This window comes from Sphingobium sp. YR768 (assembly GCF_900111125.1).
Taxonomy (GTDB): Bacteria; Pseudomonadota; Alphaproteobacteria; order Sphingomonadales; family Sphingomonadaceae; genus Sphingobium.
In genome coordinates this window covers 19,336-43,309 of the sequence record NZ_FOGE01000021.1, presented here as the reverse complement: position 1 = coordinate 43,309, position 23,974 = coordinate 19,336, and the positions used below count along the sequence as shown (strand labels likewise).

Below are 23,974 nucleotides of genomic sequence, written 5' to 3'. Positions count from 1 at the left end.
ACCATGGCCATAGTGGACATGAAAGCAGACGCGCCGGTCGGCGCCATTGCACCTTATTTCGGGCAGGATCTTGATGTTGCCAGGGCTGATGGCTGGTTGCCATGCGATGGGGCGATATTGGCCAGAGAAGCGTGGGCCGATCTTTTTGCGGCGATCGGTACGGCGTTCGGCACGACATCGGATGTGGATTTCTGCCTGCCGGACCTTCGCGGCCTCTTCGCCCGATCGCCCGACGCCGGTGCCGGGCGCGACAAGGACGTTGCGACACGCACGGCTTCGGGCCCCAACGGAACGGGCGGCAGCGGTGACAATGTCGGCAGCCTGCAACTCGACGCCACGGCCTCGCCGACAGGTGGCGGCTTCAAGCTGTCGGGCAGGTTCGACTTTGGCGGCAACAAGACCCATGACGGGTGCAGCGATTCCACGCGCATCAAGAGCGCCGACGCTTCCATGGTCGCACTGGGTGGCGGCGATGCCGAAAGCCGGCCGGTCAACTTCAACGGTCTCTTTATCATCAAGGCAAGGCCGAACATTTCCACGGACAGAAAGCGGGGCCAGCTCCCGCTCGGTAGCGGACTAGCCTTGCCCTATGATCAGGATTCGAAGGCTGACGGCATCGACCTTGCTCTCAAGGGGCTGCTTGATGATTATTGGCGCTATTGCAACGGGCAGACCTTCGTCTCCGCGGACGGCAGCAGCTTCTATCCCCTCTACAAGGTCGTCGAGACTATCCATGGCGGAAAGCTGAATGATGCCGGCGCCGTCAGCCATTTCGCGGTGCCGGATCTGCGCGGCCTCTTCATCCGTGGCGTAGCCGGCGACCGACAGGGCAATGGCAGCGATCCCGATCGGGACAAGCGTATGACGCCGCGCCCCGATCTTGCCCTTCAGGGGAATGAGGGGAACCGGCCCGGTTCCTATCAGGATTGGGCGACGGCGATGCCGCGCGGCGACAAGAGCTTCAAGGCTTCGATCAACTCCTATCCCTTTTCTTCCACCAAAGGCTATCAGGCAGGTGTGGCCAATGCGTCGTCGTTCGGGTCCGGCAGCACGACATTCGGCAGTAGCGGTGGCGACACGGAAACGCGGCCGGAGACTTTCCTCGTGCACTGGTATTGCCGGTTTCAGTCCTCGCCCAGCGGATCGAAGCCCGGCGACGAAATCCCGCTGGGGGCGATCCTGCTCGCCGGGACGATCGAGGAGCTGAGCTGCTGGCAACCCTGCCAGGGCCAGACCCTGCTGATCAACGAATATGCCCCGCTCTTCAAGATCATCGGGACGGCCTTTGGCGGCGACGGCAAGACCAGTTTCTGTCTTCCCGATCTTCGCGGTCGAATCCTGCGCGGGGCCGGGGCTGCCGATATTGTCTACCCCCGTCCGCGCGGCGCGCCAGACGGGAAGGCGGGCGCTACCCAGACCAATAGTACAGGCGCGCCGCGCGCGGGCTTCGCCCTCACCCTTGCCAATTGGCCCGGCGACAGCCGCAGCGACATTATCGACTATGGGACCGGCACACGGCTCATGAAGCTCGACGGCGACAAGACGCTCGACGTTGCAGGTGGCGACCAGGAAAGCCGTCCGGTCAATCTTTACATCCAGCATCTCATCAAGGTCCGCGCGGCCTGAACCTGCGCGCGCCTGCCTTTGCCGGCAGGCGCCCGATCCCATCCTATCGAGAGGGAATGCCATGATCCGCTATGTCAACCCGACCACCGTCCGCCATCAGGGACGGGGCGTCCTCATCGCCGAGCGCATCGAAACCGATCCGGAAAGCGGCGTCGAAGCCCGCGCCATCGTCTACAACATATTGGCGCTCAATCCCGACATGACCGACGACGGTCTGGGCTGGCAGGGCTTTGCGCCGCTGCCCAGCAACAGCGACCGGCAGACGAGCCTGGCAGGGTTCAGCGTGCTGCGCCTTCTTGACGTGGCGGAGGCGAGCGGCCCGACACAGGTCGTGTCGGACGAAACCCATATCTATATCTTCCGGGCGGATGGCCATAGCCTGCTCGTCGAGCGCTTCCTGCTGGTCGAAACGGTCGACGCCAATGCGCGCGACGGACGCGGCTTTGGCCTGGTGCCGGATTGGGAAGTGCGGTTCCGGCGCAGCGCCAGTCCCGACCTGCCGGCTTCGGCCAATGATATCTCCGCCTATCGCGACCCCGACGGGACGGCTTTTCTCGATCCGCGCCGCTATCTGTCGCTGGCGCCCGGCCCGGATGCGCTGGATCTGACTCTTGGCTTTACTGCGCTGCTGCTGCCCGCCAGCGAACCCGGCCGGCTTCAGTGGCGGATCTTCGCACGAAGCAAGGATGGCGGCGAACTGCTCGGCTATGCCATTCCCCGGCTGGAGGATGGATGGTTCGATCTTGGCGCGGTGGAACGGGATGGGCAGGGCATGGTCCTGCCGGTCAGCAGCATCGCGCCGAAGCTTGAAGGGGAGGGCGATCCGACACCGCTCAGCCTCACCGGACATGTCGCTGCCTCTCTCTACCAGCGGCTCGAACCGATGGTCGATCAGAGCGGCGCGGCCGTGCAGATGCGCACCGCCAATCGTGTCATGCTGGCCTGTCCCGCTATCCCAGCCGGGGGGGAGAGCGGGTCGGCCCGTCTCCTGACGTTCGATTTCGAGGTGGATGGCAGCGGCGGTATCGCCTTCGACGGGGGGGAGAACCAGCCGATCCTGGCAGGAGATACGGGCCCCGATGCCCTGAGCGTCGATTTCGCCCTGCCGTCGTCGGCCAGCATCGCAGAGCCGGTTCCGCCGACTGCCCTCTTCACGGTCCAGGCATGGATATGCCCGCAAAATGGCCCGGTGACGGCCGAGCAGGCGGGCCAGCCCCGCATCATCCTGTCCCATTCCACGGATGATACGCCCGAGAAGAGCGGGCTGACCCTGGAAATCGTCGACCAGTTCCGCGTTCGGGTGCGCTATGGGACCGGGGAGGCGGTGGTCAGCGCCACGACGTCCGAGAATATCCTCTCTTATGGCGGCTGGAGCAATATCAGCGCCACCTGTGACGGCACCAACATTGCCATCTTCCTCAATGGCGCGGCCGTGCCGCTCCTTACCAGCGGCACGCCGGGCGCGGCGCCGGCTGGTCCGATCGACCGGATCGGGCACGCATCCGGCGGCTTTGTGGGCCAGCTCACGGAGCTTCGCCTCTGGTCGCGGGCGCTCAGCGAAGCGGAAATCCGCGCGAACATCATCGCACCGCTTGAAAACCCGGCGGGGCTGGAAGGGCTTGCGGCCTATTGGCCCATGGATGGCGGGACCGGCACGCTGATCGCCGACCTGTCCGGCAACAAGCATGATGCCGTGATGGTGGGCGCCGTCTGGAATCCCGGCACCGCGCCCATGGCCCGGCCCGATCAACCGATCAACCAGATCGATGCAGCCAATCGCGGCCTGAGCGTCGGCTATCTCAAACCGTCGGACATTTTCCCCGGCTTCGGGCCGGTGCGCAAGGATGCCCGCCCGACGGTGCTTCCGACAGGCGACGGGCCGATCCATCTCTATTATCCGGGCAGTGACGAGAAATTGACCGTCGCGCGCCGTTCGGGCCTTGCCCAACGCGCGTTCTTCACCGGCCATTGGAGCGCCTATGATTCGGGCGCGAGCCCGGTCGAGACAGGCGGCATTGCCTTCATCACCCGCCAGACCGGCGCTTATAATAGTTTTACCGGCATCACCCTTTCGCCCGGTACCAGCGAGACTGTGATGGATTGCCTCTTCTCCGGCCCGGACGCCGGGCCGACGATCGAGGCAAGCCAGTTGCGGGCTTTCGTGCGCGTGAAGGATGCGGCGCAGGAGAAATGGAGCGGCGTGCCGAGGCGGCTTGAGACCTTCAGCGCGATCGTCAACGGGCAGGCCGTTACCGATCCTTCCGATCCGCGCATCAGCGAAGGCCGCGCCTGTTTCTACGATTATGCAGGAACCCGCTTTCAGGCCTATCTCCCACTCGGTGCCTCTGCCTCCTCGCCAGCACTCCGCTTCGTGAGCACTCTGGATGGCGATTTTCCTCTGAAACGGGTGGCAGCTAACGGAGATGGAAAGGCGATCGCGCTGACGCTCGAATTCGCCAATGGCAAAGGGGCTTCGATCAGGGCCGCCTTCGGCCCGGTTCCCGCTCTTGCCGATACGATTATCGATCTTCTGCGCGGGCGCTTGGCAGACGCCGTCTATGCGCCGGGCAAGGCGTCGACGCCTGCCTGGGCCCTGCCGGCCGGCAGCAACAACCTCTTCCTGCTCGCCCCCAATATGGTCGACGGCGCGCCTGTCGTGCAAAAGGCCGTGTTCACGCTGACGGCGGGCATCAATGCGCAGCGCGTCGATTTCGCGGCGACCCTGACCCTTGCCGACAAGACGCTCGATGCCAGCTGGGCGGATGTGCCGCGCGATGCCTCCGGTTTCATCGCGGCCTTGCAGGCGGGCGGTTCTGCCGAGCAGAAGGCCGTTCTGGCGCAACTCGTCTTCCTGGACCGGACGCAGGGCCTGCTGCTGAATGGCGACAAGGTGACGGTCGATAGCGAGTCGGACCTGCGCTATGTGACCGCGCTGATCGCTGCCTTCCGCGAGGGCGGCGGCGGGATACTGCCCGAAAAATTCGATCTGCCAGCGGCAGCGCTTCAGGGTGTCTCGCCTCCGCGGGTCGATGAAGATGGCGTTTTTCCCTCGGCGATCATTTCGGTCCAGTCGATGACCGCGCCGACGTCTGGTTATCCGGCGGTCGTCGATCCGGGCGGTACGCCGGGCACCATCCTGCTGGCCATGCCGGGCAGGGATGGGGGATGGCTGCGCGATGTGCCGCGCTACTCGCAATCCTTTGATGGCAAGGCGGCCTTGTCCGTCGATCTCGACAGGCTGGTGCCCGCGCCCAATGTCTACGAAATCGCTGGTGCCGTCACGATCGAAGGCTGGGTCCGCCCGGCTGAATCGCGGCGTGCTGTCAACAATGATGAGGAAACGCTGCAGAGCCTGCTGCATTTCTCCGCAGGCCATGACGATCTTTCCTACGGCCTTGCCTATGCGCCGGTCGAGACGCCCCGTTTCTTCGCGCAGGTCGCCTTCACGGTCAGTGAAGCGACGGTGCCCGTGCCGGAGGCGGAAGATCGGCTCGTGCGGGAGGGCCGCTATACGGTGCAGCTCTATCTGCGCCCCTCTCTCCTCGCGGGGGGCAGCAAATGGTTCTGGAAGCGTCAGGACGCATCGGGAAGCGGGGACGAGGAATGTCTCAGCATCATCGTCGCCGAGGGGGCAGGCAGCTGGCGACTGGGCTTTACCGCTCTCGGTCAGGACATGCAGGCGCCGGTCGATATAGCGGCAGGGCGATGGGCGCTGGTGACGCTGGTGCGCGACGGCAGTACCGCCATTCTCTATATTGACGGGGTCGAAGCCACCCGGCGCGACGACCTCAAGCAACCCGACATCGCCGCCACTGCCTACACAATCGCCAATCCGGCCGACAATGAATTTTTCGAGTTCGATCCCAACGAATTCGCCGCCTGGAACCGGGCCTGTTCGGCGCAGGAGATTGGCGAAACCTTCCTGCGTCCGCTCAGCGGCGCCGAGCCTGGCCTTGTCGTTCTCTTCCCGCTGTCGCGGCGCGAGCGCGACTTCCGCCTGACGAACCGGGCGCGCTGGACCACCACCATCTATAATTCGCAATTTGCAGGGAACCCTTTCTTCACGGCAACCGGGCTCTTCTTCGATCTGGTCGCGGGCTTTGGCGCGCAGGCGAGTTGCACGGTCACGCCTGCGCTTGCGCCGCGCCGATGGCTGCATGTCGCCGCCGTCCTCAATCGACGCGGCGCGCTGGCGCTTTCGGGCGGTGGCTCGGCGGCCGCCAGTGGCGACAAGGAAACCCGGCTTGGCGGCAGCTTTGCGGTCGATGCCCGTATCCGGCTCACCGATATCGGCAATGCGCGACAGGTCATCGTCAGCCGCTTCGGTGCGGATGCGGGCGCGCAGGTCTATGAAATGGGGGTACGACAGGATGCGCGCGCCTATCTGACGGTGCGCCTGCGCCCGGTCGGCGGCGGTCGCCTCGCCAGCCCCGATCAGGGTCTCGTGACGCTGCTCTCCGCAGCCGACCAGCGGATACTGGCCGGGAAAAGCCACCATATCGCGGCCACTGCGTCGCTGATGACCGTCAATGACAGTGTCAGCCGGCGCGATGTGACGGTGCTGGCCGGCGATGTCTATGTCGATGGTATCGGCAACGGCGTCATCTCCCCGCCGAGCGACCCCGATCTGGGCGCCTATCGCCTGATCAGCGTGATGGGGGGCAGCGGTTCGGGCTATTATCGCGCCGGCGACATCGTGACGATCAAGGCCTATGACCCCGCCCATTTCGATCGCTGGTTCGGCAATCTTGCCGGCATCACTGTTGCGAATAATCCGGAAGCGCAATTCACCATGCCCGGTGGCGATGCTTTCGTGGACCGGATTCTCGCCGCCAGTGCCTTCATCGATCCGGTTGAGTTTGCAGCACCGACTACGCCCACTCGTGCGGGCCTGTCGGGCAACGGTAGCGCGGCGGATGGCTGGCTTTCAGGACAGATTTCGGACCTGCGCCAATGGTCGGAGGCGCTCAGCGCTGCGCAGGTCGATGAAATCGCAACCCAGCCGGGCGCGACGCCTTTCGACGACAAGCTTATTTCCTGGTGGCCTTTCCTCGAACAGTCCGGACGCCTCGCCAAGGACAATGTGGGCGATAATGACCTGACGCTCACCTCCAGCACGCTCTGGGCCTGGTTCGACGGGGCGGGGACCACAATCTACGTCAATGGTCAGCCGATCCCCTCGGCCGGACTTGCAGAGGCGCCTCTTGCGCAGACGCCACGGCAGATGCGGATCGGTGGGGTTCTCGACGAGACATCGACCGCGCTTACAGCGCTGCTACAGGGCGATGTCGATGAGTTGCGGCTGTGGAGCGGGCAGCGCAGCCGCGAACAGATCGCCAATAATATGAGCGCCTATCTGACCGGCGCGGAAGCGGGCCTGATGGGCTATTGGCGCTTCGACGCAGGTTCGGGCGATCTGGTTGCCGATCGGACCATTCATCGCGGTGACGCTCATTATCTCGACGCCGCCGGCGCGCCGGTCCCGATCAATTGGAGCAGTGCCGCGGCGCCAGTCGGTTTCGATGCGCCGATCGTCAACGATGCGCTCGATACCCGGCCCAGCCCGGAAGCGGTGACGCTGGCGCAGGGCGCGGCGACCATCTCCGTTTTCGAATATGGCGACACGATCCGGCTGTTCGATGGAACGTCGGCAGGCGTGCTGAAGCGCAGCTATGTCTATGATGGCATCAGCGGCATGAATGACGATACCGGCTATAAGGTCGGTGATCTGGAACGCATCTATATCGGGCAGGTCCAGACCGATCCGACCGTGGTCGGCTTTATCGAGGGCGCGCCGCCCCTGCCTAGCGAGAATCTGACACGGCCGCTGACCTCTCCATCGGATGTCGACAGCTATGCCGGTATCGCCAGTGTGACGCTGACCGATGAATGGGGAGAGGCGATGTCCGCGTCGTCGGGTAGCGAGGCGACGCAGAAGACGAGCTTCAGTCTGAGCGTCGGCGGGGCGGGGTCGCTGGAGAAGGACGAGGTGATCGGCATCCCGCCGATCCAGAGCGCCATACAGTCGACCCAGTTCAAGCTGGAACTGGGCGCGCAGGTCACCGGATCGTTTGAATCGACCTCCAGCGCCGAGCGCGCCATCACCGCGAGCGCCGAGCGCTCGATCACGCAGGCATTGGCCAATGGCGGAGAGTGGGAGCGCAAGGATCCTGAAGGCGGTTATTTCCTGGAGAGCGGCGAGCGCCGCTTCATTCCGGGCAATGTCGGATCGGCGCTCGTCAAGTCGCAGGTGGCCGACCTGTATGCGCTCAAGATTCCGAGCAGCGGGGCGCTTGTCTCGCTCACCGCGGAACCCAACCCGGACATACCGGTCGACGTCAACATCATCCGTTTCCCGATCGATCCCTCCTATCAACTGGCCGGCTCACTGGACGGCAGGATCGGTTTGCAACAGGCGCCGATGACCCAGACCAGCTATTTCAACCCGCGCGAAGCCTATACGTTGAAACGCGACATCGAACGGCAGCGACAGCGGCTTGCGGCCTATTTCACGCAAACCAATCTTCAGGCGCAGCTTGGCAAGGGCGCGGATCTGGCGCCTGTCATTGCCGCTAACCCGCTTTTCAGTCCCGATCTGGCGATACCGACGCGGGACATGGTCAACACCTATGTCTGGTCGGCGGATGGGGGCATTTATTCGGAAAGCGAAGGTTACAGCACCGAACTGACCGAAAGCTACAGCCTTGGCCAGTCCTCCGAGATCGGCGTCGGCTTCAAATTCAATCTCTTCTTCACGATCTTCGGAATCGGTGTGACGATCGAGGGGGAGGTGAACCACAGCTTCGCCACCGCCTACACCACGACCAAGAGCTTTGCGCGCAATCGCGGGCTCAAGCTGGAGGTCGAGGCCGAACCCGATCCGTTCCCCTATATGTTCAAGGATGACGAGTTCGTGCCTGAACCCGTCCCTGGCAAGGTCGACGGCTATCGCTTCATGACCTTCTTCCTGGCAAACCGCGCGGACAATGCCTCAGCTCTGTTCGACAAGGTGATCGATCAGAACTGGCTGCTCCATTCGCAGGACCCGAACGCGGCCGCCTTGCGCGAGGCAAGCACGCGAAGCAGCGATACCGCGCCATGGCGCATCCTGCACCGCGTAACCTATGTCAGCCGCATTCCGCCCCGCTTCCAGGCGGTGCCGCCGCTCACCAACCAGATCGCGCTGCCTGAAGCGCCCAATCAGGCCCAGAATGCCGTGTTCCTCGCGCTTGTCCGGGCCAAGTTACCGAAAATCGGCAATGCATCGGCGGCTGAGATATCGGCGGCGGTACAGGTCGTCCTGTATCAGGACCTGCTTGCGTTGCTGCCATGGTGGAAGGCGTATCTTGAGGCGGCGCAGATCGCCAACTCCCCGGAACAGCAGGTACTGGCCCGGACCAATGCGCAGATGATCGCTTATGCGATATCGGTGATTGGCACCGGTGCATGACGCGCCATCCTATTGCGCTTTCCATATAGGATTTCCTCTGATCTATCCTGTCGGATGGATCAGAGGAAATCTCCAAAACCCTTCGCCTTATCGTCGACCCGTTGCATGGATGACGCGTTGCTGACGCGTCACTGGCGCTTATGGGGCGCGTCGCCATGACCCAAATTCCGGGCCGGTGGCGCGTCGGGGGTGCGTGGTGATCGCTTTCCTGACGCGGCACAGGCGCAATCGGCCCAAAATCGCCCGACGACACTGTGAACTTCGGGCTAACGCACTATTCAGGCCGCCGCCATCGCCCTTTCCACCAGCAATTTGATATAGGCCGGCAGCACGGCGCCGAACGCCTTGAACCGCACGTCCGCCACCTTGCCGCTGGTGAAGAGATAGGCGCCCAGCGCGATGATCGCCGCGACCTTCGCCTGACCCAGCACGGTATAGCGCGCGACGTCCACCGCCGTCCGACCAGTGCCCTTCTCCCATTCCGCAATCATGCGCTCGGGCGACCACCATCCAGGCTGCTCGAACCCGGCGTCGGCCAAAGAGGCTTCCCCCTGATCATGGAACATCAGGATATAGCCGAGGTCCAGCAAAGGCTCCGAAATCTGCGCCATTTCCCAGTCGAGCAGGGCGGTCAACCGCCCCTGATGCCACAAACAATTCCCATGTTTGGGGTCGCCATGCACCGGCGTCGGTACGCCGGATGGACGCGGCGGGCGAGCTGTCAGATCCTCCAGCACGCCGATCAGGTCGCTCGTCGCCTCGGCAGAGCGGGCGACGTCCAGCCAGTGCTGCGCCTCCTGCTGCACGGTCCGCCCGCCCGGCGGCATTTCGCTTACAGGCATGTTGTGCAGGCCAATCACCGCATCGAACCATTGGCGACAGATGCTGTCCGGCACCGCCACCGGATCGGCCTTCACCCAATCCGGCGTCACATATTCGAACGCCTCGCCCGGCACACATTCCATCAGGAAGAAATCGTCGCCGATCACCGACGGATCGGTGCTCAGTTCCAGCATCGCGGGCAGCGGTACCGCCGGAGCATGCGCCTTCACCGCCGACAATACAGCATGCTGCCGCGCCATATCATAGGGCGGCAACAGCCCCTCCTCGGACGGGGGCATGCGCAGGATTTCGTTCAGCCCCTCGATCAGATAGGTTTCGTTGCTGTGGCCGGCCGACAGGGTCTTGACCCCCGTAATGCCGGCGCCACGGGGCAGAAAGGCGCGCAGCCCTTCCGCAAGACGGTCGGTGTCGCGCGCCATATCCTTGGCCTCCCCTTAAATCAGCGAATTTTCGGCGGTCAGGCCGATGTCGGGATGCGCGCCATGGATGATGGTTTCCATGATGCCATGGCCGGTCGCCTCACCCTCCCGCACCAAAATCGGGCAATCCCGCAACTGGCGGATGCGCTTCAATGTGGTGACGTCCAGCGTGTCGTCGAACTTCTCGCCCTCGACCTCCAGCTTGCCCTTCCACGACCCATGTTTGCGCCCGTCGAAGCCCAGATACAGGCCCGGTCCCAGATGCACCGCCGTCGGCCCGGCCACCTCGACCTCCACCGTGTGGCTGCCGCCCTGCAGCATGTCGAAATGCACCTTGCCGCCCAGCAGGCGCCGTGTCTTGTCGTCATAGGTCAGTTCAGGCCGCACCCGCGCGACTTTTTCCTGCCGCCCGTCGGGATGGTTGCGGTAGCCCGAGGAGTAGAAGATGCGGCCCTGCTTCGACATGAAATAAAAGTGATAGGCGTGCTTCTCGCCATTTGGCGCGGTTAGCATGAACGGGCTCCAGATCAGCACGAATTCGCCTTCGCCGAACTTCACGTCGCCAAAGTCGGACGAGGGGCGGACGTCGGCATTGTGCGCGCCCACATCGAGCCGCTGGCCCCAGCTATGGTCGCGATATTCGGTCCATTCCTCGGGATTGATCTCGATCCGCTCCCCGTCGATCTCGACCCAGCCCGACGGCACGCCGATCTGGTGATAGCGCACCACGTCGGAGCCGATACGGAACCCGTCCTTCTCGCGCTGCTTGTGTCGATCCTCGAAGAAGGGCGGCATTTCGGACGTGAAGGTCACGTCGAAGGCGATCGGTTGCGCGTCGGTTTTTGCCAGCGCGTAGCGGACCTTATGCAGTGGCTCGATAATCTCATAGGTCAGCGGGCCAGCGCTGGTTTCGGTGGGGTCGTCGCGCAGTTCGCGGCTGGCGCGGACGGTCCATTGCTCCACCCCGCGCGCGACGGCGGCCCAGCCATCCATCACCCCGCGGTTATGATAACGGCCCAGGCCAAAGTCGATCGACAGACTGCCATCCTTGCGCACCAGCGCCGTCCAGATCTTCTCCGTCCAGCCCAGATCGGCCGTGGCGGTGGAAGAAAAAGTGTCGACGATCTGGTGATTGAGCAGTTCGTCCAGCCCGATCAGCTGACCGATATCGTCCATTTCATGACGCACGAAGTTCCGCATCGCATTCTCCCGGATTTTATGGTGTCAGGCGTCGATCAGGCTGCTGATTTGCAGCACCGGATCGACATTGGTGTAGCGGGGGGCATCCCCCATCAGCGTCGCGCCACAGATGCCCATGGCGCGATCGAAACTGTCGCGGTCGTCGAAGATAAGTTCGCTGAGCGCCCAATAGGGCGGGGGCGCGCCGTCCAGTGCGGTAGTACCGATCGTGATGCGCAAGTCCCGCAGGCCATGCGGACCAAGTAGCGCGCGTGCGAAGGGGGCATGGCGGCCGACATAGTCGTCGCCATCGAAATGGCTGCCCGGCAGGTTCGGATAGATGGCCGAAACGCGCAGCATGAAACTCTCCTGACCGATGCCCCGATTCGTTCGGGGTCGGCTGGAACGCTAAATGTGTCTGACGATTTCGTCCAGCCAAAACATCGGTTAATCGATGTGACCGTGGCTGTCATCCGGGCAGGAAGCCCGGATTTCTGCGGTTCATCCCATGGCTGGGAATATATCTTCCGGCAATTCTGTCATCGTCTTGCGCGTGCCGTCGAAATGTTTCTTCACCGCCAGGTCGGCCTTTTTCGGGTCGCCGGCGATGATCGCCCTGGCGATTGGGCCATAGCCCGACGCATGGCGCTTGCGCTGCGTATCGGACTGGACCGTCTCGATCTGCGCACGGAACAGGTCGGTGCGGGACAGAGGGATGACGCGCGCCAGTTCGCGGTTGCCGCCCAGATCGATCATCGCGTCGTAAAAGCCGCGCCGCGACTCCAGATAATGGGCGCGGTTGCCGGATCGAGCCGCGCGATCCAGATCGGCGATCGCTGTCTCGATCTGGCTGCGCGCGGCAGATGTCGTGCAATTTTCTGCTGCCAGTCGTGCCGCCAGCCGCGCCAGCGGCTCCAGCGTATCGAGCAGTTGCAGCGACGCCGTGCGGTCGAGCAGGCCGATATAGGCGCCGCGATAGCGGTTCAGCGTGACGATGCCGGCCGCCGCCAGATGCTTGAGCGATTCGCGCAGCGACCCCCGGCTGATGCCCAGGCGGCGCGTCAGGTCCGGCTCCAGCAAATGCTGCCCCGGCACGAACACGCCGGTACGGATGCCCTGGGTGATGGCTTCGGCGACCTTGTCGGTCGCGCTCTCATTCTCCGTCACGGAAGGGGTGTCCTTGGCGGTTGGCGCCTGTTTTGTCGCGGCTTTGGTCATCATCGGTCCATCAAGTTTCTCGTCCGGCAATACCGTCCTACGGGCGCCGCGTCCATATGGTGGCGCGAAGAGTCGAGCTTCATGGTTTGGCGTTTTTCTCCGATAAAATCGTCGAACGATATTGACGAACAAGCTGTGATGTGAAAACACAAGCCATCCGGAGTGATTGGGCCTCCGGCACCGACCTGCACAGCAGGCAAATTTCTGGAGAGGAAGACCCATGCGACTGATGTCCCCATCAGCCTGGCTGCTTGGCTGTTCATTCACGGCCCTGGCGGCTGCCAATCCGGTACAGGCGCAGGACAGCGGAGCGCCGCAATCCGCCGGAAACTATGCCGACATCATCGTCACCGCCAACAAGCGTGAGCAGAATATCAACGATGTCGGCCTCAGCATCACGGCGTTGTCATCCGACGCGCTCGTTAACAAGGGCGTTGCCAGTTCGCAGGATCTGGCCCGCGTGGTGCCGGCCCTGACCGTGGCGGCGGCGGCGGATGGCACGCCGGTCTACACATTGCGCGGCGTCGGCTTCAATTCCTCCAACCTTGGCGCGCAACCGACGGTCAGCATCTATCTGGATCAGGCGGCGCTGCCTTATGGCCCGATGACGCAGGGACCGATATTCGACCTGGAGCGCGTCGAAGTGCTGAAAGGTCCGCAAGGCACTTTGTTCGGTCAGAACAGCACCGGCGGCGCGATCAACTATATCGCCAACAAGCCGACGAAGGATTTTTCCGCCGGCGCGACCGGCACATTCGGCCGGTTCAACACGTTCCAAGGTGAAGCTTTCGTCAGTGGTCCCTTGAGTTCGACGCTGTCGGCGCGTCTGGCGGTGGCCGGCACCCGGTCGGGCGACTGGCAGGAAAATTATACCCGCAGCGACAGCATCGGTGCGCAGCGCAAGGTCGCCGGCCGCCTGCTGCTCGATTGGCAGCCGAGCGATCGGCTGACCGTGTCGCTCAACCTTAACGGCTGGATCGACAAGTCCGACAATCAGATCCCGCAATTCTTCGCCGCTTCGCCGCGCGTCGCGACACAGGCGAGCCCCGCGCTCTTCACCCAGCCAAGTCCCCGGCGCAATGCCCGCCAGGCCGATTGGGATGCGGGTCGCGATTTCGACCGCGACAACAAGATGGGGCAGGCGATCCTGCGCGTCGATTATGAGGTGGCGGACAAGGTCACGCTCACATCCCTGTCCAACTATGCCTATGCCAAGATCCATAGCGTGTTCGACAATGACGGCACCAGCCTGGGCCTCAGCTACGTCACGACCAGCGGCCATGTGGAGGCGTTTAATCAGGAATTCCGTCTGGCGGGCCAGTTTGGCGGGGCTTTGGTGACGGTCGGCGGCAATTACAGCACCGACAACAGCTATGAAAGCTCGTTGCAGGATTTCGGCGGCATATTGTCCAGCACCACCAATGTCGGTGCGACGCCGGAAAACCCCGATGGCGTCGGTGACATATTGTTCAACGACAATCGCGGGCGTCAGACGAACAAGAGTTGGGCCGCGTTCGGCAATGTCGAATATGCCGTGACGGACCAGATCACCCTGATCGGCGGCATTCGCTACACCTCGCTCAAGCACAGCAATCAGGCCTGTAGCGCGGATGCCGGCGACGGCAGTTTCTCGGCCGTCATCAACGGCCTGTTCGGTGGACCGCTGACCGTGCCGGGCGGCTGCATCACGCTCGACAATGCCACCTTCACCGCCCCCTTCCCGGTGCAGCGGTTCAAGGAGGATAATGTCAGCTGGCGCGCAGGCCTGAACTTCAAGCCCAGCCGCGACACGCTCCTCTACGCGCTGGTCAGCCGCGGCTACAAGGCGGGCAATTATCCCGTCATCAACGCCACCGCCCGCTCGCAATTCGCGCCCGTAAAACAGGAGCAGCTGACATCCTATGAAATCGGCACGAAGCTGAGCCTGTTCGACCGCATGGTCCAGTTCAACCTGGCCGGCTATTATTACGACTATCGCGACAAGCAGTTGCTGACGAACACGACCGACCCGGTCTTCGGCCTGCTACCCGTGCTGGCCAATGTGCCCAAGTCGACGGTCAAGGGCTTCGATCTCGACGCAGTCGTCAAGCCGTCCGACGGGCTGACATTGCGCGGCGCGCTGTCCTATGCGGACTCGGAAATCAAGAATTTCGCAGGCTTCGACGCGTTCAACATGCCGACCGACCTGTCGGGCAAATCCTTCAACTTCTCACCCAAATGGACGAGTACGGCCGATATCGAATATCGCCTGCCCATTCAGGGCGGCGGGACCGACCTGATCATCGGCGCTGACATGACCTATAACAGCAGCACCTACGCCGATCTGGCGCAGACGCCGTCCTTGCGCATCGATGCCTATAATTTGTTCGGTGCGCGGGTGGGTGTCGGGGCGCGAGACGGCCGCTGGTCGGCGACGCTGTGGGGCCGCAACATCACCAACAAATATTATTGGTACAATGTGCAGGTCGGTTACGACACGATTTGGCGGCTGACCGGCATGCCGGCCACCTATGGCGTCACCGCCAGCTTCAAGATGTGAACCTATCAAAAGGCCCGCCATGGCAAGTCCATGGCGGGCCTTTTCGCAAGATCATGAAGGCGACCTGCAAGAAGCGGGCGCAAAATCTGGGAGAAGGACATGGGCATGATCCGAACAGGCAGCATGGCATATGGCATCGGCGCATCGCTGATCGCGCTGGTCGCCGGGACTGGCACCGCCAGCGCGCAGGCCGCCGATCCACAGGCGGGAGGGGGCGGCAACAACTATGCCGACATCATCGTGACCGCCAACAAGCGCGAACAGTCGCTGTCGGACGTCGGCATTTCCATCACGGCGGAAACCGGCGACACGCTACTCCAGCGCGGCATCAATTCACCGACTGACCTCGGCAAGATCGTGCCGGGCCTGACCGTCCAGCCTTCGCCCTTCAACACGCCGGTCTATACGCTGCGCGGCGTCGGCTTCTACGAAACGACCCTGTCCGCCGCGCCGACCGTGGCCGTCTATACCGACGAAGTCGCGCTGCCGTTCAGCGCGCCGACCCGTGGCGCCGCCTTCGATATCGAGCGTGTCGAAGTGCTTAAAGGGCCGCAGGGCACGCTGTTCGGTCAGAACACCACCGGCGGCGCGATCAACTATATCGTCGCCAAGCCGACCGACGATTTCAAGGCAGGCGCCACAGCCAGCTTCGGCCGTTTCTCCACCTATGACGTGCAGGGCTATGTCTCCGGCCCGATGAGCAATACGCTCAAAGCCCGCGTCGCGATACGCACCATCCAATCCGGCCCCTGGCAGAAAAGCTTCACCCGGTCGGACGAACTGGGCAAGCAGGACATGCTTCAGGGCCGCGTGCTGCTCGACTGGCAGCCGAGCGACAAGGTGAAATTCCTGCTCAACCTCAATGGCTGGCGCGACAAGGGCGATACGCAGGCCGCGCAGATCGTGTCGGACAATTGCGCCGGATCGGTCGAGGGCACCTGCGGGAGTCCCGACGCCACCAATTTCAAAAATTATCCGCGCAGCCCGCGCACGCCGCGCGCCGCCGATTGGGGCTATGGCATTTTCGGCCGACGCCCGGCCCGCGACGACAGTTTCTGGCAGGCCAGCCTGCGCGCCGATTTCGAGCTGAACGACAATCTGACCTTCACCTCCATCTCCGCTTACTCCCATTACCAGACGGACTCGGTGCAGGATTTCGATGGCACCACCTATGCCTCGGTCGACACCAACACGACCGGCTATATCAAGGATGTCGCACAGGAGCTGCGCCTCACCGGCGAGTTTGACAGCCTGACCTTCATCGTTGGCGGCAATTACAATAAGTCCAAGACCTACGATCGGCTCTTCTACAATTTCTCCGAAGGCCCCTCGTCCAACCCGCTCTGGATGATCCCCGGCGCGCCGCGCGGCATATTGACCTTCAACTATTCGCGGCAGGACGTGAAAAATCTCGCGGCCTTCGCCAATGCGGAATATAAGGTCACGCCTAACATTACCCTGATCGGCGGCATCCGCTATACCGACAGCAAGCGCAGCTTCGAAGGCTGCACCAACGATTTTGGCGGAGATACCGCAACCTGGTGGAACGCGATCTTCGGCACCAATGTCCAGCCCGGCGGTTGCCTGACCTTCACGCCCAACTTCCCGGATATCTTCGATCCGGCCGCGTTCGACAATCTGAACGAGGATAATGTCAGCTGGAACGTGGGCGCCAATTACAAGACGAATGGCGGCACGCTCTTCTACACCCGCGTCGCGCGCGGCTATAAATCGGGCAGCTTCCCGACAGCCTCGGTCGCCAGCTATTCGGGCTATGTGCCGGTGAAGCAGGAATCCGTCACCGCCTATGAAGTGGGTATCAAGGGGCCGCTGGCGGACCGCCGCATCGAATATGCGCTGGCCGGATTCTATTATGATTATAAGGACAAGCAGTTGCGCGGTCGGAAGCCCGATCCGGTCTTCGGCACGCTTGATGGTCTGGTGCAGATCCCCAAGAGCCGCATCTGGGGCGTGGAAGCCTCGATCGTCGGTCGGCCGGTCGATGGCCTGCGCATCAGCCTGGGCGGCACCTATATCAACACCAAGATCACCGAGTTCGAAGGCTATGACGCCTTTGGCGACCTGCGCAATTTTTCGGGCCAGAAATTCCCTTATGCGCCCAAGCTGACGGCGGTCGCGGACGCGGAATATCAGGCGCCGATCAGCAGTTCGGCGGAAGGCTATATCGGCATATCCCTGACATATAACAGCAAGACGACGACGGCGCTGGCCAACACCACCACCGCCTTCGTCGATGCCGATCCGCGCTTCGACATGAGGGCCTATGCACTGGTCGACCTGCGCGCCGGTTTCGAATTTCCGGACAGCAATGTGCGGGCCGGCATCTACATCCGCAACGTCGGAAATACCTATTACTGGACCAACGTGCAGGACAATCTGGCGTCGATCTCCCGCTTTGCCGGCATGCCGCGCACTTATGGCGTGCAGGTCAGTTGGCATATGTAACGCGATCCTCCCCTGGGACGGCGTGCCACAGCGCGCCGTCCGCCTTGAGGAATGGACGGTTGAACGTCGAACGCAATCGTTCTACGATAATGGCAAGATTCCCGGCCTAAACGGGAAGGAAAAAGGAGAGGTCCATGACCGCCCGGACGCTACCATTTGAAGCGGATTTCGTGCGAGAGGAGGCCGCGCCATCGTTGGCGCCGCTGGTCGATCGCATCCCACTCATCCCGGAACGCAAGACGCTGCATGGCCGGCTGACGGCACGGCGGCTCTATCGCTTCTATGCGATGCTGGGCCTCGTCTTCCTGATCGGCGTGGCGCCCGTGCTGCTGGGCATGAGCGCGCAGTGGAAGGCGTTCGGCTTCGGCCTCATCTTCCCCGGTGCGGGCTTCCTTTATGCCGGCGACGGCGTCGGTATCCTTGGCGCGGCGCTCTCCGTGGCGGCCTTTGCCGTCATCATTTTCATTTGGTGGGCGCGGGGCGTGATCTTGGGCCCGCCTGCCGTGATGGTCGGTACGGCCTTGCTCTCCGCAGCCTGGATCGAGGGGCGAAGCGGTGTATCATGGATGGAATGGGCGATCCCGGCCGCCGTGCTGGCTCTGCATGGCTGTCTGGCGCTCGGTCGCCGCAAGGGCTTCACCGCTGCCAAGGCACGCGGTGCGCAACTCAACGCCATCCTCACCAAGACCCAGCCGGTCATGCGCGACGCACCCATTACCGCAGAACCGGAAATGCCGCCGTCACAGGTCGCCGAATTTCGCCGCATGATGGATCTCGCACTCCAGCCGGTCGACAGCTGGAACGGTTTTTCGACCGAGGATACATGGCAGGACGGCGCATTGCGCTATCAGATTTGCACCATGTCCTGGAATCTGGCGCTCGGCCAATATACCCGCCTGCCGGCTTTTCACGGCTATCTGAATACCGCGCAGAAAAATCTGATCCGTAAGCATATCGACCGCAAGACCTGGAACTACTGGTATTGGGAAAGCCTGTGGGGCAATTTCAAGATCGAGAAGAACCCGGTCACGATCGACAATATCATGCTTTCGGGCTTCCTGGGCGTCTCGCTCGGACTGTTCGAAACGGCGAGCGGCACGTCACCCTTCACCGCGCCGGGATCGCTCACCTTCCGCTGGGATGAAAAGACCGCCTTCCCCTACAGCCATGAGAGCATGCTGGAAGAGGTGGTCAAGAATTTCAAACGCTATGATCTGGGCTGGTTCCCCTGCGAACCGCGCTGGATCTATTCCATGTGCAACCTCGTCGGCCGCACCTCGCTGGCACTACACGATGCGCGACACGGCACCGACATGCTGGCCCGGGTCGGCGACCGGTTCGACCGGACAATGGAAGAGGAAATGATGATGGCCGATGGCCGCATCAAGGTCTGCACGTCGTCCCCCTTCGGCTTTCAGGTGCCCAGCCTCTCCGGCCTGTTCGGCGAGACATGGGGCGTGCGCTTCATGACCCCCTACGACCCAGCCGGTGCAGAGCGGCTTTGGGAAGTGATGAAGCAGGATTTCATCAGCGTGAAGCCTGACGGGTCGCTCGACTTCCGCCTGCTGCCCTTGGGCTGGGACACGCGCAAGCCGGCCGATTTCTCGCGCTGGCCCGAACTCAACCCGTTGATGGTGACGCTCTGGGCGGCGCAGGAAATGGGCGACGAGCGCATCGTCGAGGCCACGATGAAGGCGATCGACCAGCGATCGGGCGAGGGCGTCGCAGCATCGCAAAGCTGGGGCGGGCGCAACACGATCCGCGATATGGTGAACCGGGGCCTGCCCGACGCCTGGGCCAAGGGGCCGATCCTGGCCGATGCCGTCTATCCCGATGTCATCGTCGGCCACGCGGTGACGGACGGCGCGGCACTGGAACTGGTGCTGCATCCGGGCGCAGGAGCGATGCGGAGCGACATCGGCCTCGACCGGCTGGTGCCGGGGCGCGGCTATCGCGTGATCGAGACGGACGAGCGCTTTACCGCGGGTCTGGATGGCAAGGCGCGGCTGACCGTCGCTCTGGCAGGCCGCACGTCGCTGACGATCGTGCCGGTGGCCTGACATGGCCTGCTGCCTCATCGCTGCCTTTCTGGTCGCGCAGGCGATGGCGATGTTGCGGCGCTGGGCCGTCTTCTGGGGCCTGCTGCCCGTGCCGCAAGGGGAGGTGGCCGATACCATCTTCACCCGCATCGCTGCTGTCCTGCGCCGCCCGCGCGTGCGAATGGCGGTGGCGGCGCTGCTGGTGGTGGAACTGGCTGGCGTGGGCATCTGGCTCTATCGCGACCATGGCACCCATATCGCACAACTGGCCGATATCGGCTGGTCGCGGCTGCATGGCCAGCATGTCGTCTATGCCGCCATGTGCGGCATGAACGGGGAACAGAGCGTGCGGTTGGTGATCGACGCCGACGGCACGCGCCATCGCACCATCAGCGGATAGGCGAGGGGGCGTGATGGGGGAATTTGCGGGCAAGACCGCCATAGTTACCGGCGGTTCCAGAGGCATCGGCCTGACCGTTGCGACCCTGCTGGTGGAGCGCGGTGCGCGGGTGGTGCTGGTGGGGCGGAATGCGTCTGCTCTGACAAAGGCAACTGAAGGGCTGGGCGAAGCCGCCACCATGATCGTCGGCGACATAGCGCAGGCCGATACCGCGACACGCGCCGTCGCAAAGGCGATCGGCCATGGCAGCGGCCTCGACATCCTTGCCAATATCGCGGGTATCTTCCCCACCGCCCGGATCGAGGAGACGACCGACGCCCTCTATGCCGATACGATCGCCGCCAACCTGAGCGGCACCATGATCTTCTGCCGCGCGGCCTTCCCGATCCTGCGCGAGCGGGGTGGGGCGATCGTCAATATGTCGTCCACCGCCGCCCGTTTTCCGACGCCGGGCCTGTCCGCCTATGCCGCTTCCAAGGCCGGGGTAGAGGCGTTCACCCGCACGCTGGCAGCGGAAGGGGCGCCGTATATCCGCGTCAACGCGGTGTCGGCCGGCCCCACCCGCACCGAAACCGTCGATGCGCTGATGGCATCCGACACGACCGGCGCGGTTCACGCCGTCACCAGCGTCCTGCCGCTCGGCCGCCTTGCCGAACCGCGCGAGATCGCCGAAGCGATACTGTTCCTCGCCTCGTCCCGCGCCAGTTTCATCACCGGCCAGATATTGCACGCCAATGGCGGCGGGCTGATGGCCTGACAGACTTGGGCGCCCGTAGACCTATTGGCTTTTATGAAGCGTTCCCCGGCGCAGGCCGGGTGACTGGACCCCGGCCTGCGCCGGGGAACGCAAAGGTCGCTTTTACCGGCCCAGCCAGTTGGGCGTGCGCTTCTCCGCAAAGGCCTTCGGCCCCTCGACAAAATCCTCCGACGCCAGCAGCGCCTTCATCGTGGGATAGTCCCATTCTCCTTCCATGCCATCCTGCACGGATATGGTCAGGCCGCGATGCGTCGCTTCCTTGGTCGCGCGGATCGACATCGGGCTGCACGCCAATATCTCGCCCGCCCAGCGTCGGGCGGCTTCCAGCACATCGCCCTCCGTCACCTCCGTCACGAAGCCAAGCGCATAGCCTTCCTGCGCACGCACGCGCCGTCCGGTCAGCAACAGGCCCATGGCGCGCTGCAAGCCGATGATGCGCGGCAATCGCTGCATCCCGCCTGCAAGGGCAGCGATACCGACCCTTGGTTCCGGCAGCGCGAACAGCGCGTTCTGCGACGCAACCACGATGTCGCAGGCCAGCACGATCTCGAAACCACCCCCCATGGCGACGCCGTTTACTGCTGCGATGACCGGTTTGTGCAGGCCGAAACGGCTGGTGAGGCCGGCAAAACCGCTGGGCGGCGTGGCCATACCACCGCCTGACGCCTGCTGCTTCAGATCATGCCCGGCGCAAAAGGCTTTCGGCCCCGCACCAGTGATGATCGCAACCCACTGGCTGTCGTCGGCCTGATAATCATCGAAGACCGCCTGCAACTCCAGATGCGCCTCGGCATTCAGGGCATTATGCGCTTCGGGTCGGTTGAGGGTCACGATCGTCAACGGTCCTTCCCGCGACACGTCCACATAGTGATAGGTCATGCGGCCACCTTTCCGGGCTGGCGTTGCAGGAAGCCGGCGAGGCGCCCCGCGATGATCCGTTCGGCGTCCCCGATGATCTGCGCCAGCAAATCCTGGCAGGTCGGAATGTCATGGATCAGACCCTGCACCTGCCCGGCCCAGACAAGGCCCGCGTCCAGATTGCCCGTCTCCAGAGCCTCACGCCCTTTGGCGCCGGACACGAAGGGTCGGATGTCCTCGAACACAGCTTCGGGCTGCTGGCTGATGGCGACCACCTGATCCGACACGCTGTTCTTCGCGACGCGGCCTGTGTTGTGGAACCGGCGGAAGATCAGGTTGGTCGCGCGCTCGTCATTGGCGACGATGAATTGCTTCACAGCCTCATGGATTGGCGCTTCGACCGTCGCGCAGAAACGGGTGCCCATGTTGATCCCCTCGGCCCCCAGCGCCAGCGCTGCCGCCAGGCCGCGCCCGTCGCCAAAGCCGCCGCTCGCCAGCATCGGCACCGTCACCTTGTCCGCCGCAGCGGGGATCAGGATCAGGCCGGGAATATCATCCTCGCCCGGATGGCCGGCACATTCGAAGCCGTCGATGGAAATGACATCCACGCCCATCCGCTCCGCCGACAGCGCATGGCGCACGGCGGTGCATTTGTGCAGCACGGTGATGCCATGGCCCTTGAAATCCTCGACATGCTCCTGCGGCTTGTGCCCGGCCGTCTCGACGATCCGCACACCGCTATCGATGATCGCCTTGCGATATTGCGCATAGGGCGGCGGCGTCACCGACGGCAATATGGTCAGGTTCACGCCGAACGGCTTGTCCGTCATCGACCGGCAGCGGTCGATTTCCCGGCGCAGATCGTCGGGCGTCGGCTGGGTCAGCGCCGTCAATATGCCAAGACCCCCGGCATTGGAGACGGCAGCGGCCAGTTCCGCCCTGCCGACCCACATCATGCCGCCCTGCACGATCGGATGTTCGATGCCCAGCAACTCGGTAATGCGTGTGCCGATCGCCATTACAGCGCCTCCACGATGGTCACATTGGCGATGCCGCCGCCCTCGCACACGGTTTGCAGGCCGTAACGCTGGCCCCGCGCGCGCAGTTCATGCACCAGCGTCGCCATCAGCTTCGTGCCGGTCGCGCCCAGCGGATGACCGAGCGCGATCGCGCCGCCATTGACGTTCAGTTTCTCAGGATCGGCGCCCAGCGCCTTCAGCCAGGCCATCGGCACCGGCGCGAAGGCTTCGTTCACTTCATATAGATCGATGTCGCCGATCGTCAGGCCCGCCCGCTCCAGCGCCTTGCGTGTCGCGAAGATCGGTTCCTCCAGCATGATGATCGGGTCGCCGGCCGTCACCGTCATGTTCACGATCCGGGCGATCGGGGTCAGGTTATGCGCCTTCAACGCCCGCTCGTTGACCACCAATATGCCCGACGCCCCGTCGCAAATCTGGCTGGCATTGGCGGCCGATACCACGCCGCCTTCCTTCAGCAGCTTGACCGATCCGATTCCCTCCAGCGTGGCGTCGGCGCGGATGCCTTCATCCGTGACATGCAGGCCGTTTTCGGTTTCCAGCGGCACGATCTGCGATGCGAAGCGCTTGGCCTGCGTCGCAGCGGCGGCGCGCTGATGGCTTTGCAATGCGTAGCGATCCAGCGCGTCACGATCGAAACCATATTTGGCCGCGATCATCTCGGCCCCTTCGAACTGGCTGAACGTTTCGACGCCGAACCGCTGCTTGATCCGATCGCTGAACGGCCCCACGCCCACGCCTTCGCGCTGATGATAGCTGATGTTGGAGAACATCGGCACGCGCGTCATGCTTTCGGCGCCGGCGGCGATGACGACATCCTGCGTGCCGGACATCACAGCCTGCGCCGCGAATTGCAGCGCCTGTTGCGACGATCCGCACTGGCGGTCGATGGTGACGGCGGGCACGCTCTGCGGCAGGCGGGACGCCAGCACGGCGTTGCGGGCAAAGGCGAAACCCTGCTCGCCCGCCTGTGTCACGCAGCCCAATATCACATCCTCGATCGCGGCCGGATCAATCCCGCTGCGGTCGACCAGTGCGTTCAGCACCTCGCCGCCCATGTCGGCCGGATGCCAGCCTGCCAGCGCGCCATTGCGGCGTCCGCCGGCGGTTCTGACGGCTTCAACGATATAAGCGTCGGTCATG

At 63.5% G+C, this 23,974-nt stretch carries 14 protein-coding genes and 1 pseudogene; 8 read left to right on the top strand and 7 right to left on the bottom strand.

Annotated elements, in window-relative coordinates:
• Window positions 1-3: 3 nt before the first annotated feature.
• A complete protein-coding gene (locus BMX92_RS19525) occupies window positions 4-1,626 on the top strand; it encodes a phage tail protein (RefSeq protein ID WP_093019625.1) in 1,623 nt (540 codons plus the stop codon).
• Window positions 1,627-1,687: 61 nt separating this feature from the next.
• Window positions 1,688-9,076, top strand: coding sequence for a LamG-like jellyroll fold domain-containing protein (locus tag BMX92_RS19520; RefSeq protein ID WP_093019623.1), 7,389 nt, complete (start codon window positions 1,688-1,690; stop codon window positions 9,074-9,076).
• A gap of 278 nt (window positions 9,077-9,354) precedes the next feature.
• Here the strand turns inward: BMX92_RS19520 and BMX92_RS19515 are convergent, their stop codons facing one another.
• The 4 genes from BMX92_RS19515 to BMX92_RS19500 form a co-directional block, all read right to left on the bottom strand.
• Window positions 9,355-10,338 (bottom strand): phosphotransferase family protein, encoded by a 984-nt coding sequence (locus BMX92_RS19515; protein ID WP_093019621.1) that lies wholly within the window; start codon window positions 10,336-10,338, stop codon window positions 9,355-9,357.
• Window positions 10,339-10,353: 15 nt separating this feature from the next.
• Window positions 10,354-11,538, bottom strand: coding sequence for a hypothetical protein (locus BMX92_RS19510; protein ID WP_218145807.1), 1,185 nt, complete (start codon window positions 11,536-11,538; stop codon window positions 10,354-10,356).
• A 24-nt stretch (window positions 11,539-11,562) separates the two neighbouring features.
• Window positions 11,563-11,877: an EthD family reductase gene (locus tag BMX92_RS19505; RefSeq protein ID WP_093019619.1), complete on the bottom strand. Its 315-nt coding sequence runs from the start codon at window positions 11,875-11,877 to the stop codon at window positions 11,563-11,565.
• A 141-nt stretch (window positions 11,878-12,018) separates the two neighbouring features.
• Window positions 12,019-12,738 (bottom strand): GntR family transcriptional regulator, encoded by a 720-nt coding sequence (locus tag BMX92_RS19500; RefSeq protein WP_177185155.1) that lies wholly within the window; start codon window positions 12,736-12,738, stop codon window positions 12,019-12,021.
• A gap of 433 nt (window positions 12,739-13,171) precedes the next feature.
• Between BMX92_RS19500 and BMX92_RS28435 the strand changes: the two are divergent.
• From BMX92_RS28435 to BMX92_RS19475, 6 genes and pseudogenes are all read left to right on the top strand, one after another.
• A pseudogene (locus tag BMX92_RS28435) lies at window positions 13,172-13,372 on the top strand (hypothetical protein); the annotation flags it as partial.
• A 6-nt stretch (window positions 13,373-13,378) separates the two neighbouring features.
• A complete protein-coding gene (locus BMX92_RS19495; RefSeq protein WP_371262481.1) occupies window positions 13,379-15,274 on the top strand; it encodes a TonB-dependent receptor in 1,896 nt (631 codons plus the stop codon).
• Between the two features lie 105 nt (window positions 15,275-15,379).
• Window positions 15,380-17,740 (top strand): TonB-dependent receptor, encoded by a 2,361-nt coding sequence (locus BMX92_RS19490; protein WP_256213516.1) that lies wholly within the window; start codon window positions 15,380-15,382, stop codon window positions 17,738-17,740.
• Between the two features lie 134 nt (window positions 17,741-17,874).
• Window positions 17,875-19,800, top strand: a complete 1,926-nt coding sequence (locus tag BMX92_RS19485) for a linalool dehydratase/isomerase domain-containing protein (protein ID WP_093019611.1) — start codon at window positions 17,875-17,877, stop codon at window positions 19,798-19,800.
• 1 nt (window position 19,801) lies between these two features.
• A complete protein-coding gene (locus BMX92_RS19480; RefSeq protein WP_093019609.1) occupies window positions 19,802-20,179 on the top strand; it encodes a hypothetical protein in 378 nt (125 codons plus the stop codon).
• Between the two features lie 13 nt (window positions 20,180-20,192).
• Window positions 20,193-20,936 (top strand): SDR family NAD(P)-dependent oxidoreductase, encoded by a 744-nt coding sequence (locus BMX92_RS19475; RefSeq protein WP_093019607.1) that lies wholly within the window; start codon window positions 20,193-20,195, stop codon window positions 20,934-20,936.
• Between the two features lie 102 nt (window positions 20,937-21,038).
• On the opposite strand, the gene BMX92_RS19470 is transcribed toward BMX92_RS19475, so the two are convergent.
• From BMX92_RS19470 to BMX92_RS19460, 3 genes are read right to left on the bottom strand one after another with little or no spacing between them, the layout of a single operon-like run.
• Window positions 21,039-21,815: an enoyl-CoA hydratase-related protein gene (locus BMX92_RS19470; protein WP_093019605.1), complete on the bottom strand. Its 777-nt coding sequence runs from the start codon at window positions 21,813-21,815 to the stop codon at window positions 21,039-21,041.
• Window positions 21,812-22,813, bottom strand: a complete 1,002-nt coding sequence (locus BMX92_RS19465) for an NAD(P)H-dependent flavin oxidoreductase (RefSeq protein ID WP_093019603.1) — start codon at window positions 22,811-22,813, stop codon at window positions 21,812-21,814. The genes BMX92_RS19470 and BMX92_RS19465 overlap by 4 nt, the downstream gene beginning before the upstream one ends.
• Window positions 22,813-23,973: an acetyl-CoA C-acetyltransferase gene (locus BMX92_RS19460; RefSeq protein WP_093019601.1), complete on the bottom strand. Its 1,161-nt coding sequence runs from the start codon at window positions 23,971-23,973 to the stop codon at window positions 22,813-22,815. Before BMX92_RS19460 ends, BMX92_RS19465 begins: the two co-directional genes overlap by 1 nt.
• Between the last annotated feature and the right edge of the window lies 1 nt (window position 23,974).

Coding starts and splice junctions, on each gene's coding strand:
- BMX92_RS19525 (WP_093019625.1), top strand. CDS start 4: ATGGCCATAGTGGACATGAAAGCAGACGCGCCGGTCGGCGCCATTGCA.
- BMX92_RS19520 (WP_093019623.1), top strand. CDS start 1,688: ATGATCCGCTATGTCAACCCGACCACCGTCCGCCATCAGGGACGGGGC.
- BMX92_RS19515 (WP_093019621.1), bottom strand. CDS start 10,338: ATGGCGCGCGACACCGACCGTCTTGCGGAAGGGCTGCGCGCCTTTCTG.
- BMX92_RS19510 (WP_218145807.1), bottom strand. CDS start 11,538: ATGCGGAACTTCGTGCGTCATGAAATGGACGATATCGGTCAGCTGATC.
- BMX92_RS19505 (WP_093019619.1), bottom strand. CDS start 11,877: ATGCTGCGCGTTTCGGCCATCTATCCGAACCTGCCGGGCAGCCATTTC.
- BMX92_RS19500 (WP_177185155.1), bottom strand. CDS start 12,738: ATGATGACCAAAGCCGCGACAAAACAGGCGCCAACCGCCAAGGACACC.
- BMX92_RS19490 (WP_256213516.1), top strand. CDS start 15,380: ATGATCCGAACAGGCAGCATGGCATATGGCATCGGCGCATCGCTGATC.
- BMX92_RS19485 (WP_093019611.1), top strand. CDS start 17,875: ATGACCGCCCGGACGCTACCATTTGAAGCGGATTTCGTGCGAGAGGAG.
- BMX92_RS19480 (WP_093019609.1), top strand. CDS start 19,802: ATGGCCTGCTGCCTCATCGCTGCCTTTCTGGTCGCGCAGGCGATGGCG.
- BMX92_RS19475 (WP_093019607.1), top strand. CDS start 20,193: ATGGGGGAATTTGCGGGCAAGACCGCCATAGTTACCGGCGGTTCCAGA.
- BMX92_RS19470 (WP_093019605.1), bottom strand. CDS start 21,815: ATGACCTATCACTATGTGGACGTGTCGCGGGAAGGACCGTTGACGATC.
- BMX92_RS19465 (WP_093019603.1), bottom strand. CDS start 22,813: ATGGCGATCGGCACACGCATTACCGAGTTGCTGGGCATCGAACATCCG.
- BMX92_RS19460 (WP_093019601.1), bottom strand. CDS start 23,973: ATGACCGACGCTTATATCGTTGAAGCCGTCAGAACCGCCGGCGGACGC.